We start from the raw sequence: 15,445 nt of genomic DNA, 5'->3' as shown, positions 1-15,445 counted from the left end.
TTATGAAAAATATCTTTGCTTTTATATTCGGTAGCTTGTTTTCATTGGGTTTAATGATCTCTGGCATGTCTAATCCTGAAAAAGTTTTAGGTTTTTTAGATATCTTTGGGCAGTGGGATATCAGCTTAATGTTTGTCATGTTAGGCGCGATTGCTGTGGCATTTATTCCATTTCAAAAAGCGATTAAAAATCCAAAAACATTTTTTAATGAACAAATTCAATTACCAACAAATACACAGATTGACCAAAGGTTAATTGCTGGAGCTTTTATTTTCGGTATAGGCTGGGGAATAGCAGGAATCTGTCCAGCACCCGCTTTAACGCTTATTGGTTTGGGACATTTTGAAGCGCTATATTTTATTGTCGCTATGTTATTCGGAATGTTGATTTACCAAGTTTTAAATAAAGGAAACTAAGCCTATGCAACAACCTCTAGTAAAAGATTTTTTTGATGAAAACACCAATACTTTTAGCTATGTTGTTGCAGATTTAGCAACTCGCCAATGTGCCATTATTGACAGTGTGCTTGACTACGATGCAGCTTCGGCAACTACAAAAACAACCAATGCTGATTTGATTATTGATTATGTTTTAACTCGAAACTTAAAAGTGCAATGGATATTGGAAACACATGTACACGCAGACCATATGACCGCTGCCCAATATTTAAAAGCCAAATTAGGGGGAACTATTGCGATTAGTCAAAAAATCTCAGTAGTACAAGAAACCTTCTGTGCTATCTATAATTTTGATTTTAAAAAATTTAATGAAAATCAGCCTTTTGATTATTTATTTGAAGACCATGAGCATTTTAAAATAGGGGATATAGCAGCCTATAACATTCCTACACCAGGCCACACACCTGCTTGCCTGAGCTATATTATCGGTGATGCTGTTTTTGTGGGTGATACATTATTTATGCCTGATTATGGTTCGGCTAGATGTGACTTTCCCAAAGGAAGTGCTGCTGCGCTCTATGACTCTGTACAACAGCTTTATACACTTCCTGACGACATGCGTATGTTTTTATGCCATGACTATAAGCCCGAAGGTCGAGATGAATACATCTGCCAAACAGATATAAAAACTCAAAAGCAAAGCAATATTCATTTAAACCGACAAGTTTCTAAAGAGTCATTCATAAAAATGCGTCAAGAACGAGATGCAACTTTAGCAATGCCAAAACTAATCTTGCCTTCAATTCAAATTAATATGAATGCAGGAAATTTTCCGGAACCTGAAGCGAATGGCATCCGTTATTTAAAAATACCATTTAATTATTTTTAGAAATAGCCTAAGCATATCCATCCAGTCATTACCAATAAACAAAATAGCCTAAGCAAATAATAAAATTTATCTCATGAAAATAGCCTAAGTATGATTTAAAGAACTTGTCTCAAATCCCGCGAAGTCTCTTGCAATAAAGGCAAAATGTGTTGTATTAAATATTCTTCAGTTGTTCTCATGGTAGGTGAAACAATATTTAAAGCAGCAACAACTTTAAAGTCTTGTCCATAAATAGGTACGGCGAGTGCATGAACACCTAATTCATGTTCTTCACGTGAATAACACCAATCTTGTTCTCGAATCTCTTGTAGTAACTCTAAAAATTTATCGTTTTCAACATGCGTATATTTGGTTAAACGCTGTAGCGGGTATTTTTGAAGCCAGTCCAATTGTTCTTCTTGACTTAAATGTGCCAGTAAAATTTTACCCGCCGAGGTCGCATGAGCAGGTAAGCGATTACCCAAGTGTAAACCGTATGGATTTACACGGTCAGTTTGTTGGTGTGCCGCACTACGCGCAATGGTAATGGCTTCATAACTATCAAGTACCATCACTGAATAAATCAGAGATGTTTGGTTGGTTAGAAGATTTAATAGAGGCTGAGATACTTTTGGAAGCTGAGCTGCACCTAAATAAGCCCCTGAAAATTTCAGAACTTTGGGGGTTAAATAGTAATAGTGGCCATCTGATTCAAGATAACCTAGATATTCTAAAGTTAATAAATGGCGTCTTGCTGCTGCTCGAGTAAGTCCGGTTTTTTCAGCTGCCATAGAAATATTTAAACGATGTTGATTGCTACTAAAACTATCTAGAATTGACATGCCTTTACCAATACCAGCAATGTAGTCTTCATGACGAATCGTTTTTTTATTGTCCTGATTCTGGATTATTCGTTCATCTTTACTCATGACAGGTCCTTGTACGATGTAGGCGTTAGTAGATCAATTTGCTTTACTGAAAAAGTTTAATAATTTCATGTCGCAAAAATTGATGCCTTAAATTATCCCTTAAATCTTCATGCCAAAACATCCCCATTTTGATATTGGTCATCTCAAATGGGAGTGAATGCAACCGAATTTCCGAACTATAGGATAAATGCTGCAAAATCATTCGGGGCATAGTCAATATTGCGTTGGCTTGAGCTCCCAAAACTTGTAACGCCGTTGAGTAGTTTTGACAGCGCATGAATACATTTCTTGAAATTTTTTGATGTTGGTTTAAATAAATATCTTCAAGTAAAGCACCCGTACGGCGTGATGAAACACCGATGTGTCGACCATTGATATAACTAGATAAATCGACTTCTTTAAGTTGACTGCAAATGACGAACTCATCTGTTACCAGATGGTCAAAGCTAATTTTTGGAGATAAGTATTGTTCTAAATCAATCACGAAATCGAGCTGCTGTGTCGCCAAGTCCGTCATAATATGTTTTCGATCTAGCTTCATACTCACAAACTGCAAATCTAAATTAAGATTTTGAAAATGTTGAGCAAGCCGAGGAAGAATAATCGGCTCAATTTCATCATGCACGGCGATTTTTAAGTTTTTTAAACTGGTTGGGTCAAATACATGCTTTTGCTGGCTAATATTTTGAATGGTTAAAAGTGCTTGCTTCACAGTCGGATAAATCTGTTCTGCAAAAGGTGTTGCAGACATTTTATTACCTACACGTATAAATATATCATCTTCGAGCTGTTGGCGTAACCGTTGCAGAGCATGGCTTGCTGCCGATTGCGTAATATTGAGGCTACTCGCAGCATTTGAAATACTTTTTTGCTCATAAATCGCGATAAAAAGCGGATATAAGTTGATATCAATTCGATGGAAAAAGCTTAAGTCGAGCCCATGCAGGTTATGAATATCATTCATGATGCGTTATTTAATAAAATCATTTCATTCATACTAAGTTTCAAGTTATGGTGATGTAAAGACAAGATAATGATGTAAAGGAAAAAGAATGTTTGAACTATCAAAAACAGCTCAAGATTTTGTCGAGCGAACAAGAAGATTTATTTTAGAAGAAATAGAACCTGTTGAAGCAAAATTTTGGGAAGAAGTTCATGAGTTAAATCCGGATGGAAACTGGAAAAAATGGCAGTGGCCCGAACTTCTAGAAACGCTGAAATCTAAAGCGAAGCAAGCTGGCCTTTGGAATATGTTTTTACCAGATGACAAACTGGGTGCAGGGTTAACGGTTCAAGAATATGCCCACATTGCCGAATTAACGGGTCGTAGTTTATTGGCACCCACTGTTTTTAACTGCAATGCACCTGACACTGGGAATATGGAATTGTTATGGCGCTATGGCAGTGAACAGCAAAAACAGCAATGGCTACAGCCGTTATTAGATGGAAAAATTCGTTCGGTTTTTTGTATGACTGAACCAGACGTTGCTTCAAGCGATGCAACCAATATGCAAGCTACTGCACTCATAGAAGGGAATGAAATTGTTTTAAATGGCAAAAAATGGTGGTCTTCTGGTTTAGGTGACCCAAATGCCAAAGTCATTATTTTTATGGCGCACACACCAGATGAAAGCAAAGACCGTCATCATCAACACTCCATGGTTTTAGTGCCTATTGATACGGCGGGTGTTGAAATCCAACGTATGTTGCCTGTATTTGGTGACTACGATGCACCGCATGGACATGGTGAAGTTCATTTTAATAATGTTCGAGTACCTTTTGATAACTTTATTGGTGGAGCTGGTCAAGGTTTTGAAATTGCTCAAGGCCGTTTAGGACCTGGTCGTATTCATCATTGCATGCGCTGTATCGGCGCTGCTGAAAAAGCACTAGAACTCATGATTGATAGAGGTATGTCTAGAACGGCGTTTGGCAAAGAAATTTTAAAACTCGGTGGGAACCTCGAACGGGTAGCCGATGCGCGGGTAGCGATAGACCAAGCTCGGCTTTTAACCTTGTATGCAGCCTATAAAATGGATACTTTAGGGAATATGGCCGCTTTAACAGAAATATCTGCAATTAAAGTGGTGGCTCCAAGTGTTTTAGAAAAAGTAGTCGACATGGCGATTCAGCTACATGGTGGCGCGGGCGTTTCAAGAGATACACCATTAACAGGTTTCTTTGCTCAAGCACGCAGTTTACGTTTAGCTGATGGACCAGATGAAGTACATAAAGGCATGATTGCCAAATTAGAGTTAGCCAAACGTGGTTACGGTCGTCATAAGAACGTATAAGTTGAAAGGAAATTAGAATGTCGGTAATTGATATAGGCGGTGAAGTACGTGAAGGTGAAGAACTTGACATTGGGGCAGTTGAAAACTGGTTAAAGGGCCAAAACGTTGAGTTGGTCGGTCCAGCAATCGTGACTCAATATACGGGTGGGGCTTCAAATTGGACTTATCGTTTAAAGTATGAAAATACCGATTTAATTTTACGACGTCCCCCTAAAGGAACAAAAGCGAAGTCAGCCCACGATATGGCCCGTGAATATATGGTGCAAAAAAATCTTGCGCCTTATTATCCGGTACTTCCTAAAATGGTGGCACTTTGTCAGGATGAAAGTGTCATTGGCTGTGATTTTTATGTGATGGAACGCATTGCGGGAATTATTCCTCGTGCAAAATTACCGCCTGAGCTTGGCTTTAATGAAGAAGATGTCCATCAACTTTGTGTAAATGTGCTTGATAAGCTTATTGAATTACACCAAGTTCCTTATGAAAACACGCCTTTAGCTGAATTGGGTAAAGGAGTGGGATATTGCCGCAGACAAGTTGAAGGTTGGGACAAGCGATATGAAAAAGTTAAAACGCTCAATGTTCCTTCATTTAAATACGTTCGAAAATGGCTAAATGATAATATCCCTCAAGACTCTACGACTTGTATTATTCATAACGATTGGCGATTTGATAATGTGATTTTAGATCCAGAGCATCCAACTGAAGTGATTGGCGTGCTGGATTGGGAAATGGCAACCTTGGGTGATCCATTAATGGATTTAGGCAGTGCTTTGGCCTATTGGGTTGAGCCTACGGATAACATGATTTTTAGATCGACACGCCGTCAGCCTACCCATTTAAAGGGAATGTTTTCTCGTAAAGAAGTTGTTGATTATTACCTACAAAAAACAGGTCTGAACCCTCAAAACTGGGCTTTTTATGAAGTCTTTGGTGTATTTCGTTTAGCAGTGATCGCTCAGCAAATTTACTACCGCTATTACCATAAACAAACGCGAAATCCAGCTTTTAAAGATTTCTGGATCGTCATTCATGCGCTACATATCAGAGCGTTAAAACTTATTGGCCAGCAAAAAATTCAAGAATCGGAATTTGCTCAGCAATCTCTACAGAAAATACAGGGTATTTTAAGAAAATGACCACAATTTATCTGGTAAGACATGGACAGGCATCATTTGGTAAAAGTAACTATGATGAGCTGTCTGAAAATGGTGAGGCTCAAGCGACTTTGTTAGGCCGTTATTTTAAAGAAATATTGAAAGAACAACCTTATGTTGTTGCAGGTACTATGCAGCGCCACGAGCAAACTGCACAACTCGCATTAAATGAATGCTTTCCAGATGCAGTGATTAATCACAATAGTTTATGGAATGAGTTTAATCATCAGCAGGTTTTTGCACGTTATGAACCGCGTTTTGAACAACCTGAACTGTTAAAAGCTGACGTAGCACAAGAACAGAATCCGCGTGCCTATCTTGCCAAAATATTTGAAGGTGCGATTGGACGCTGGACTGATGGCGATTTTCATCATGAATATGATGAGTCATGGCCACATTTTAAAGATAGAGTTGAAATGGCACTACAACAACTTTGTGATGAATTAGCAAAAACCAAACCTCGTTATGCAGTCGTTTTTACCTCTGGTGGTGTGATTTCTGTAGCAATTGGCAAATTGCTTGAACTGAGCCCAAATCGAACTTTTGCCTTGAACTGGGCAATTACCAATACAAGTCTCACCACTTTACGTTTAGTTGGAAATGAAGCTCAGGTTTTAAGTTTAAATGAACATCATTTTATAAAAGCTGAACGTCCAGATTTGCTGACGTGGATTTAAAAATAAGGATAAAAGCATGGCAAAGACAATTTTAATTACAGGCGCAAGTTCTGGTCTGGGCGCGGGTATGGCTCATGAGTTTGCAGCGAAAGGCTATAACTTGGCGATTTGTGCACGCCGTCTAGACCGATTAGAGACTTTAAAAACTGAACTTGAAAATGAATATGGCATTCAGGTGATTGCAAAAAGTCTAGATGTGACTCATTACGATCAGGTTTTCGAAGTTTTTCGTGCATTTAAGCAAGAGTTTGGTTATTTGGACCGAATTATTGTAAATGCCGGAGTCGGAAATGGCCGCCGTATTGGTAAAGGCAATTTTGAAATTAACAAAGCCACTGCTGAAACCAACTTTATTTCTGCTTTAGCGCAATGTGAAGCTGCGGTTGAAATTTTTAGAGAGCAAAATGCAGGCCATTTGGTGGTGATGTCATCCATGAGCGCCATGCGTGGATTACCAAAACATTTATCGACTTATGCGGCAAGTAAAGCTGCAGTTGCTCACTTAGCTGAAGGTATTCGTGCTGAATTATTGAGTACTCCAATTAAAGTTTCTACAATTTTTCCGGGTTACATTCGCACTGAAATGAATGAAGGTGCTAAACATTTGCCATTTGAAGTCGATGCTAAAACAGGATGCAAGGCACTGGTTAAAGCTATCGAAAAACAACCTGTAAAAGCTTATGTGCCACAGTGGCCATGGTTACCGATGAGTATTGCAATGAAGGTTTTGCCTTTAAGGTTGGTCAATAAATTAGGATAAAAATCACCCCCTAAATTTTAGGGGGTAATTTTTTATATTTAGAACTTTTTGGTGTAATTGACGAATAAACGGTCTTCACCAAAGTCATTGCCATGTTTGACATTGTAATCAATACGAATATATTGCAGGGCAACGCCTTTTAAGAATGGCTGCTGAAACGCATAGTTCATAATCACATTCGACTCAGTTTCATGGTTTTTCTCGCCATTGGCTGCTTTAAAATCATGCCCATACACATATTTCACCATCGCATTTAAGCCCGGCACATAGTCCTTAAAGTCATAGCCGTACATCACATGGTAAGACTTTTCATCTTCTTTAAAGAATCCAGTTGCGTTCCAGTTAATGAAATAGGTTTCAGGTAAGAAGCCATCCGGTAATGGGTAAGCTGATTCACCAATAATCTGTTGGTAGCCTAAACCAATGGTATGGTTTTTCACTTTTACAGTTTCAAGTAGGCCGATGTTCTGAGCATCAATATCAAAGGTGTTGCCGTCATCTTTGGCATTAAAGTATTTAAACTTAGATGTAAGTGCAAACGTTGGTTGTTTCCATGTATGCTCAAGCCCTACATAGTGCTTGTTATACAGATCCTTTAAATTACCAAAGTAGTACTCACCCTTTAATGACGGCGTAAATTGATAACGAAGGTCTAAGTAGTTTAAGCCATCAGACTCTTTGGTAACCCCATTTGCCGTGAAGGAAAACTTTTTAAAGTCTTCTTCATTTCGTGGCGACACTTTTTCAACCCGACCAATTTCCGCATAAAGCTGATCTGAAAGTTGTGATTTAAGATTGGTTCCCCAATATGAAGTAAGTAACTGACGACTTGCATCGACAGCAGTTACAGGTAAATCTAACCAGAGTTCACCCACGCTTAGCAATGTTTTGTCATAGCCAAGTTTCAAAGTTGCGCCGTATTTTAAATAGTCTGATGCCTGAGATTGGGTTTCCTTATTAAAAGGCAAAACGGTGTCGGCGACATGTTTGTCTGAACTTAAGCGCACGGCGTATTGAACAGAAGCATCTGCACCAATGGTAATATGCTTATCTGCAATTTGCAGTGGGGTGTCATGCATTTTCGACTTATAAAATAAAGAGGCTGCCTGAGACCAACTGCCAGTATCTTTGAGTGCATCGTTGTCAAAATCTCGATTGATATAGGCATTCTTTAAAGTGAATTTCCATTCATCTTCAGTTTGCTGATTCGGATTTGCAGCCCATGAATTGCCATACATCAATACTAAAGTTGCTACAGCTAAAGTCTGCGGTTTAAAGCGGTGTAATAATTCCATAATCCATTTCCAAGATAGATGCGCCAGTCCTAGGCATTACGTATTGTGAAATATTTGTGTCGTACTCCCTAAGTTCTTATAGGGAGCGTTGTTAAATAGCAGGTGCTTGCTTCAATTAATTTAATTTTTCAAGCTTCATGCTTTCACTAAAGAATTTGCAGCCTTTGAAAAGCAAAATTAAAGCCAGTACACAAGACAGACCACCCACGATAGATAAAGAAGAACCCACCATTAATGGATTACCAAAAACTTTATCTGTAATGATTGCTACTAGCGTTGTGCCAATACCCAGCCCAATTAAGTTACTGACCAAAAGGAAGAGGGCAGAAAGACGTGCTCTAAATTGATTTGGGGCCAACATTTGTAACGCAGTTGCCGAGATCACCAGAGGGAACGATGCAAAGAACATTGCTGGAATGAGTAGACTCACTGAAAGCCAGAGTTGGTCAGTTTGAGTAAAAAATGAAATTGGAATAATAAGACCAACAATACCAATCACTCCGGTAATCATCGGAGCATCTTGGCGTCCTTTTTTAATAAACCAATCATTTAACCAACCTGCACAAAACACCCCTAATGTATTGGCAATTAACAGAATCGTACCGAGCATGTAACCTGTTTCTGTTGGAGCGAGTTGAAACTTACGAATATAAAATGCAGGTGTCCAACTAGTAAGACTGTAGAGCGCCATAGCATAGAAGGTAAAACCTAAATAGTGACAGGCAAAGGTTTTTGAATGCTTTTTAATAAACTGAAGACATTGTGTAAATTTAACTTGGTCAACTTGACCATTTTGGTTGAGCTGCTGTCCTTTACGTGCTGGGTCTTTAACTGTCAGGATAAATAGCAAACCAATAATGATGCCGGGTAAACCCACAACCAAAAAGGCGATTTGCCATGCTTTAATAGCGCCCAACAATGGAACCTCAATTAAAGTCACGCCTTTAAGTAAGTTAATGACATAGCCACCGACTAAAAAGGCAATACCACCACCTAAAAAAGCGCCAATCGAATAGATACCAACAGCGCGGCCTAACTTGTCCTTGCTGAACATATCGCTAAACATTGAATATGCAGCAGGAGATAAAGCAGCTTCGCCCACACCAACGGCCATACGGCTTAAAAATAGTTGAATGAAGTTTTTACTTAAACCACAAGTGGCTGTTGCCAGACTCCAGACAATAATACCGATAGAAATCAGTTTCGGGCGTGAAAAACGGTCGGCAATATAGGCTAGAGGTAAACCCATTACGGCGTAAAACAGTGAAAAGGCAAGGCCATGTAATAGGCTAAACTGAGTATCTGAAAGTTGAAGATCGGCTTTAATTGGCTCAATCATCAGTGCCAGAATTTGGCGGTCAATAAATGAAAATATGTACGCTAACATACAGAGTACGACTACATACCATGCATATGCATTGGTTTTCTTTTGTGTCCTTTCAACAGCGATATTACTTTGGTTCATACACTTAATCCTTATGTATAAAACTCTTTTAGAGAAGTTGAATCTCGGCTATCTATGTTTCCTAAAAGATAATTTGGTTTCCCCCCAATAACTTTTGAAAAATAAATAACCTATTTGATTGAAGAATTGCCTTACATACAAACTGCATATGCAGACAAAGATAATTAAAGAAGAGGGTTAGAATTTCTATATGATGGAAATATTATTTTCTTTTTATATGTAAAATTCCATTACTTATTAAGTATGTTTAGATACCTAATAGGTATTTAAACAATCAGAAAATTTATAAATGACTATGAATTATAGAAAGGAAAAGAAGAACGAAACTTTTAGCTTTTTGATAAATATTAATAATTTTTAGAGAGTAAGCAGAAGGTCATATCGGTTTTCTGCTGACTCGTTCATGTTTAAATAAGATAAATAAGATAAATAAGATAAATAAGAAATCTAAGTTAGCTTGAAGGCATCAGATCAAATAATTTCTTCAACTGGTTATTTAGATTGTGAAGCTCATCTTCTGAAAAAGCATTCAAAATACCAGCTAAGGTCACAACACTAATCTGATTAATTTGTTCAACCAGCTCAATACCTTTAGCAGTTAATTTCACCATCGAGATCCGTTCATCGGTGGTAGAGGAGTAGACCTCAACAATTTCATCTTCAACTAATCGATATACCGCCTTGGTTGCAGTGGTTAATTTTAAAGTAGAAAGATTGGCAATGTCGGTAATACTGGCTTCACCTAAAGCATTGGTACTTAAAATAATTTTACGGCGCGTATTGTCGATACCTAGTTTTTTTATTGATTTTTCAATAAGTTGTGAATACTTTCCATTAACTTGGGAAATCCAAAAAAAAGGGAAATTTTGAATACTCGACGGTTCTTTATTAGGAAGAAATTGTTCTAAATGATCAAGCATAGCTAAGCAATAACTTAGGAAAAAAGGGTAATCCTATTATAAACAAAATTTTGCATATTTCCTTGAGTACAAATTATAAAAAATACTTGACAATTCCATTAAATTTTACCATATTTTAATCAATATATAAAAATACATGGAAAAGTGAATGAATATTATTAGCCAAAGCGTGCACAAAGGAAGTGGCAAGCTCAAGGTCATGGTTAAAGACACAATTGATATTCAGGGTCTAAAAACCATTGCTGGCAGTCGAGCTTTATTAGGTGTTGAACCAGCTCAAGATGATGCTGAAGTCGTTAAAAACATTTTAAAAGCAGATTGTGAAATTACTGCGAAAACGAATTTGCACGAATTGGCTTTTGGCATTACCGGCATTAACCATGCTTTTGGTACACCCGTTAATCCAAAATATCCTGAACTTATTCCTGGTGGGTCTTCAAGTGGCTCGGCTGCGGCTATTGCAGCAAAACAAGCTGACTTTACTTTAGGTACCGACACGGGTGGCTCTATTCGTATGCCCGCTGCGTGCTGTGGAGTTTATGGTTTAAAACCGACTTTTGGTCGTGTAAGTCGAAAAGGCGTATATCCGTCGTCCAGTTCTTTAGATTGTGTTGGGCCTTTTACAAGTTCAGTCGAAATGATTGAAAAAGCCATGCAAATTATTGACCCAACTTTCAAGCCTACTGAATGTACTAGCGCACCCAAACTTGCTGTTCTCGATGTAAAAGCAGATGACATTATTTGGAATTGTATTCGTCAAGCACTTCAAAAAGCGAATTTACAGACCACTTTAGAAAAAGTTGAACATTTTGAAGCTGCTTTTGACGCAGGCATGCAGATTATTAATTATGAAAATTGGCAAGCTTTTGGTGAGTTAACTCAAACGGGCTTAATTGGTTCTGACGTAAATAACCGTTTATTAAAAGCTGCTGAAACTACCTTAGATCAAGTAAAACAAGCAGAAATTGTGAGACAGCAGCTAACTCAAGAACTCGATGCTTTATTAGAAAAATATGATGCATTGATTTTACCAACACTTCCGCAAATTCCACCGAAAGTTGCTGAAGCTGAAAATACAGTCGCTTTTCTAAATCTGACGGCTTTAGTTCGTCCATTTAATTTATCAGGACATCCAGCCATTTCAGTGCCACTTGAAACCAGTGAAGGTTTACCTGTGGGCTTACAGATCGTATCAAAGCATCAAAAAGATGAGCAATTATGTGCAATAGCTAAATTTTGTGTTGATGCAATGCAATAAATTACAAGGAGTTAGATGATGAATAAGTTGTCTAAAATGGAGTTTGCTTCTCAAGACCAAGCAATAGATTTAGCTGCTTTGTGTCAAGAAATTCGTGAGCGCGCCTGTACAGGCGAATTCGATAATCAGGCGTATGTGAGCCAAGACATTATCGAAAAACTTAAACAGATTGGTGTTTACCGTGCATTAGTTCCAAAACGTTTTGGCGGTGAAGAATGGTCACCACGACAGTTTTGCGAATTAATCGAAACTTTATCTAAAGCTGACGGTTCAGTGGGTTGGGTAGCAAGTTTCGGTATGAGCCCTGCGTATTTAGGAAGTTTGCCAGAAGAAACGCTTAAAGAATTGTACCAAAACGGGCCAGATGTGGTCTTTGCTGGAGGTATTTTTCCGCCGCAGCCTGCCGAAATTACCGATGAAGGTGTAGTGGTTCGTGGACGCTGGAAATTTTCAAGCGGTTGTATGGGAGCCGACATTGTTGGTGTGGGGATTTCACCGCTTAAAAATAATGAAATGCAAGGCTTACCACGTATGGCAGTGATGCCTGCAAAAAAAGCCAAAATTGAAATGACATGGGATACCGTTGGCCTAAAAGGTACTGGAAGCCATGATTTGGTGGTCGAAGATGTATTGGTCGAAAAGAAATGGACCTTTGTACGTGGCGAACCTTCAAAACTAAGTGAGCCATTTTTTAAATATCCGTCACTCTCTTTAGCCACTCAAGTATTAACGGTGGTGGGTATTGGTGTTGCTGCTGCTGCATTAGAAGAATTTGAAAAATTGGCACCCGGTAAAGCATCTATTACAGGCGGGTCAGAAATTGCAAACCGCCCAGTCACTCAATATGAGTTTGCTCAAGCAGATGCAGAGTTTCAGGCGGCAAAATCTTGGTTTTATCAAACCATGGACATTGTCTGGAATGAAATTATTGCTGGTCGTGAAGCAACTGCTGAACAGATTAGCGATATGCGTTTGGCATGTACCCACGCAGCTCGAGTTTGCGCCAAAGTGACCCGAAAAATGCAAATGCTCGCGGGCATGACAGCTATTTATACCAACAATCCATTTAGCCGTTTTGTTAATGACACAAACGTGGTGACTCAGCATGCCTTTATGGGCGATGCAACATTACAAAATGCAGGATCAATCAGTTTCGGGTTAAAACCAACCCCAGGTTATTTGTAAGTTTTTAATTTTTAAAAGGATATTGAGATGGAAGCTAAAAAATCATTACGTGTTTTATTCTGCATGGGTATTAACCAAAACTTTTTTGATGCGGAACCTGCTGAAGCAAAAGCAGTTTGGGCAGCATTTGGTGAAATGTGGAATGGCATTCATGACTTACCGGGCGTACATGTTTTTGGAAATCTTGATGATGACCAAAGTATGGTTGGTCCAAGTGCAGGTTGGCCATGGACGACATACTTGCTTGCAGATGTTCCAGATATTGAAACCGTACATGCCGCTTGTAATTTGTTTAGAACGACAGTGGTGGGTGAAGGTCCATACAAACTTTGGAAATATTGCAAAGTTGAAGCTCGTGTTGGGCGCGAATTGATTATCCAACGTTAAGGCGACTGTAATGACTGACAAAGTGAATATTGCAGAAATCATGGAACGGTTAGAACAGTTGGAAGCCCATAACGCTATTCGTAACTGTCTGAACCGTTATATGGAAATCTGCGACGAGCTCAATGCAAATACAGATCTTGATGAGTTAATGAATCTTTTTGATCAAGACTGCATTTGGGAAGGTATTGGTGAGAAATATGCCAAATCTTTTGGTCGATATGATTCTTGGCAGTCGATTTACGACATGTTTAAAAGCTATACCCAAAAAGAATCTCACTTTGTCATGAATGCGCACTTTGTAAATTCAGAGCAAATTTATGTAAATCAAAATGATGCGAAAGCTTCATGGCTTATGTTGCAAACTTCAACTTTTAAAGATGGCCGTAGTCATCTGAATGCAGCAAAGCTCAATGTGAAGTTTCAAAAGCAAGCAGATGGAATATGGAAAATTAAACATTTCCAAACACAGAATATTTTCAGTCGTCCCGTATCGCATTGGCACAGTGAAGCCGAACTGCCGATACCTTCCCAGGAATGACTCAGGACATATTTAAAAGGACTATTGATATGAACAGTATTATCCCAACGCACAACATTGGTATTGATTACGAGGGTTTGGTTCAAAGTGACCGTGCCCATACTTCTCTTTATAAAGATGAACGCATTTTTGATGAAGAAATGGAAAAAATCTTTTATAGCACTTGGGTATGGGTTGCACATGCCAGCGAAATTCCGGAAGGCGGAAGCTATAAAACTATTAATATCGGTAAACAGCCTGTTGTTGCGGTGCGTGACCGTAAAAAGAAAGTCCACGTACTTTTAAACCGTTGCCGTCACCGTGCAGCAACCGTATGCGAACATAAAAAAGGGAAAACCAATAGTTTTGTATGTCCCTACCACGGTTGGAGCTATGCATTAGACGGTAGCTTACGTGGTGTGCCATCTCCGGAAAGTTACGGTGATTGCTTAGATAAGTCTGAGTTGCCGCTAGTTAGTCTGCGTGTAGAAGAATATAACGGCATGATCTTCGCTTCATTTAAAGAAGACATTCAGCCGCTTGAAGAGTTCCTTGGACCTGCAAAAAAATGGATCGACTTGTTCATGAAGCAAGGTGCGGGTTATCCAATTAAAGTGTTGGGTGAGCATCGTTTCCGTTTTCCGGGTAACTGGAAAATCCAACTTGAAAATACCACGGATGCATATCACTTTCCGTTGGTCCATAAGTCATTCTTAAGTTCTGTAGATGAAAAGACTGAAGAACTCTTTAACTTCGAAAATCAACCCGGCTTTGTTGAAGACTTAGGAAATGGTCACAGTGTCATGGTGATGATTCCTGAACTGGTTGATTTAGACGAAGAGCTCATGGAGCGACCAATTCAAGAACGTTTTGAAGACTTAGCTCAAGCTTTGCGCGACGAAGGTCATGAAGAATTAGAAGTGCGCCGTATTGTACGTGCAGTCGGTGGTTCTGGCTTTAACTTAAATTTATTCCCGAATATTGCATGTTCAATGGCGTTCTTCCGCGTTTTACAACCAATTTCAGTTGCTGAAACAGAAATTCATCACTCGGTGATTACGATGGACGGTGGTCCACAAATTGCCAACCAATATCGCTTACGTTTGCATGAACATTTCCAAGGTCCATTTGGTTTTGGTACTCCAGATGACTCAGAAGCTTGGGAACGCGTACAACACGGCGCCAATGCGGGTAATGACTTATGGATCATGTTGAATCGCGGTTTACCGGGTGAAGTCAAAACCGAAGATGGCTTAAAAAGTGATGTCAGTGCTGAAACAGGTATGCGTGCTGCATATCAGCAGTGGAAAAAGATGATGACGGCTTAAGGAGAGA

At 39.0% G+C, this 15,445-nt stretch carries 16 protein-coding genes; 11 read left to right on the top strand and 5 right to left on the bottom strand.

All coding sequences use genetic code 11. The features are described from left to right. Window positions 1-2: 2 nt before the first annotated feature. Both KTH84_RS04060 and KTH84_RS04055 read left to right on the top strand, forming a co-directional pair. Window positions 3-416 carry a DUF6691 family protein gene (locus KTH84_RS04060; RefSeq protein WP_262472108.1) on the top strand — a complete coding sequence of 138 codons (414 nt, stop codon included), beginning with the start codon at window positions 3-5 and terminating at the stop codon, window positions 414-416. 4 nt (window positions 417-420) lie between these two features. Next, on the top strand, window positions 421-1,287 hold the full coding sequence (locus KTH84_RS04055) for an MBL fold metallo-hydrolase (RefSeq protein ID WP_262472107.1): 867 nt from the start codon (window positions 421-423) through the stop codon (window positions 1,285-1,287). Window positions 1,288-1,382: 95 nt separating this feature from the next. Here the strand turns inward: KTH84_RS04055 and pcaU are convergent, their stop codons facing one another. Together pcaU and KTH84_RS04045 are read right to left on the bottom strand one after the other, a co-directional pair. After that, entirely contained in the window at window positions 1,383-2,195 is an 813-nt protein-coding gene (pcaU, locus tag KTH84_RS04050) for an IclR family transcriptional regulator PcaU (protein WP_133973381.1), read from the bottom strand. Between the two features lie 43 nt (window positions 2,196-2,238). After that, a complete protein-coding gene (locus KTH84_RS04045; protein WP_262472105.1) occupies window positions 2,239-3,159 on the bottom strand; it encodes a LysR family transcriptional regulator in 921 nt (306 codons plus the stop codon). A gap of 88 nt (window positions 3,160-3,247) precedes the next feature. Between KTH84_RS04045 and KTH84_RS04040 the strand changes: the two genes are divergently transcribed. The 4 genes from KTH84_RS04040 to KTH84_RS04025 are packed head-to-tail and all read left to right on the top strand — an operon-like array spanning window position 3,248 to window position 7,083. Continuing rightward, on the top strand, window positions 3,248-4,489 hold the full coding sequence (locus tag KTH84_RS04040) for an acyl-CoA dehydrogenase family protein (protein WP_262472104.1): 1,242 nt from the start codon (window positions 3,248-3,250) through the stop codon (window positions 4,487-4,489). 17 nt (window positions 4,490-4,506) lie between these two features. Then, entirely contained in the window at window positions 4,507-5,628 is a 1,122-nt protein-coding gene (locus KTH84_RS04035) for a phosphotransferase family protein (protein ID WP_262472102.1), read from the top strand. Continuing rightward, on the top strand, window positions 5,625-6,323 hold the full coding sequence (locus KTH84_RS04030) for a histidine phosphatase family protein (protein WP_202741938.1): 699 nt from the start codon (window positions 5,625-5,627) through the stop codon (window positions 6,321-6,323). The genes KTH84_RS04035 and KTH84_RS04030 overlap by 4 nt, the downstream gene beginning before the upstream one ends. Window positions 6,324-6,339: 16 nt before the next feature. Further along, on the top strand, window positions 6,340-7,083 hold the full coding sequence (locus KTH84_RS04025) for an SDR family oxidoreductase (protein ID WP_262472100.1): 744 nt from the start codon (window positions 6,340-6,342) through the stop codon (window positions 7,081-7,083). Window positions 7,084-7,121: 38 nt separating this feature from the next. Here the strand turns inward: KTH84_RS04025 and KTH84_RS04020 are convergent, their stop codons facing one another. The 3 genes from KTH84_RS04020 to KTH84_RS04010 all read right to left on the bottom strand — a co-directional run bounded on the left by KTH84_RS04020 (window position 7,122) and on the right by KTH84_RS04010 (window position 10,763). Continuing rightward, on the bottom strand, window positions 7,122-8,378 hold the full coding sequence (locus tag KTH84_RS04020) for an OprD family porin (RefSeq protein ID WP_262472098.1): 1,257 nt from the start codon (window positions 8,376-8,378) through the stop codon (window positions 7,122-7,124). A gap of 115 nt (window positions 8,379-8,493) precedes the next feature. Next, entirely contained in the window at window positions 8,494-9,843 is a 1,350-nt protein-coding gene (locus KTH84_RS04015; RefSeq protein ID WP_262472096.1) for a spinster family MFS transporter, read from the bottom strand. Between the two features lie 452 nt (window positions 9,844-10,295). After that, the gene (locus KTH84_RS04010; RefSeq protein WP_133973397.1) at window positions 10,296-10,763 is read right to left on the bottom strand and encodes a MarR family winged helix-turn-helix transcriptional regulator; all 468 of its coding nucleotides are present in this window, start codon (window positions 10,761-10,763) and stop codon (window positions 10,296-10,298) included. Between the two features lie 148 nt (window positions 10,764-10,911). On the opposite strand from KTH84_RS04010, the gene KTH84_RS04005 reads away from it, so the two are divergent. Genes KTH84_RS04005 through KTH84_RS03985 form a run of 5 tightly spaced genes read left to right on the top strand, consistent with a single transcriptional unit; the run spans window position 10,912 to window position 15,438 of the window. Beyond that, window positions 10,912-12,021, top strand: a complete 1,110-nt coding sequence (locus KTH84_RS04005) for an amidase (protein WP_262472093.1) — start codon at window positions 10,912-10,914, stop codon at window positions 12,019-12,021. Window positions 12,022-12,057: 36 nt separating this feature from the next. Beyond that, complete coding sequence (locus KTH84_RS04000) at window positions 12,058-13,206, top strand: acyl-CoA dehydrogenase family protein (RefSeq protein ID WP_262472482.1); 1,149 nt, start codon at window positions 12,058-12,060, stop codon at window positions 13,204-13,206. A gap of 27 nt (window positions 13,207-13,233) precedes the next feature. Beyond that, on the top strand, window positions 13,234-13,593 hold the full coding sequence (locus tag KTH84_RS03995) for a hypothetical protein (protein WP_000387554.1): 360 nt from the start codon (window positions 13,234-13,236) through the stop codon (window positions 13,591-13,593). Between the two features lie 10 nt (window positions 13,594-13,603). Beyond that, window positions 13,604-14,131: a nuclear transport factor 2 family protein gene (locus tag KTH84_RS03990; RefSeq protein WP_262472092.1), complete on the top strand. Its 528-nt coding sequence runs from the start codon at window positions 13,604-13,606 to the stop codon at window positions 14,129-14,131. Between the two features lie 29 nt (window positions 14,132-14,160). Next, the gene (locus tag KTH84_RS03985) at window positions 14,161-15,438 is read left to right on the top strand and encodes an aromatic ring-hydroxylating oxygenase subunit alpha (protein ID WP_202741945.1); all 1,278 of its coding nucleotides are present in this window, start codon (window positions 14,161-14,163) and stop codon (window positions 15,436-15,438) included. Window positions 15,439-15,445 lie beyond the last annotated feature (7 nt).

It is taken from the genome of Acinetobacter sp. WU_MDCI_Abxb74, assembly GCF_025513915.1.
GTDB classification, from domain to species: domain Bacteria; phylum Pseudomonadota; class Gammaproteobacteria; order Pseudomonadales; family Moraxellaceae; genus Acinetobacter; species Acinetobacter calcoaceticus_C.
This window is presented reverse-complemented; position numbering and strand designations above follow the sequence as displayed.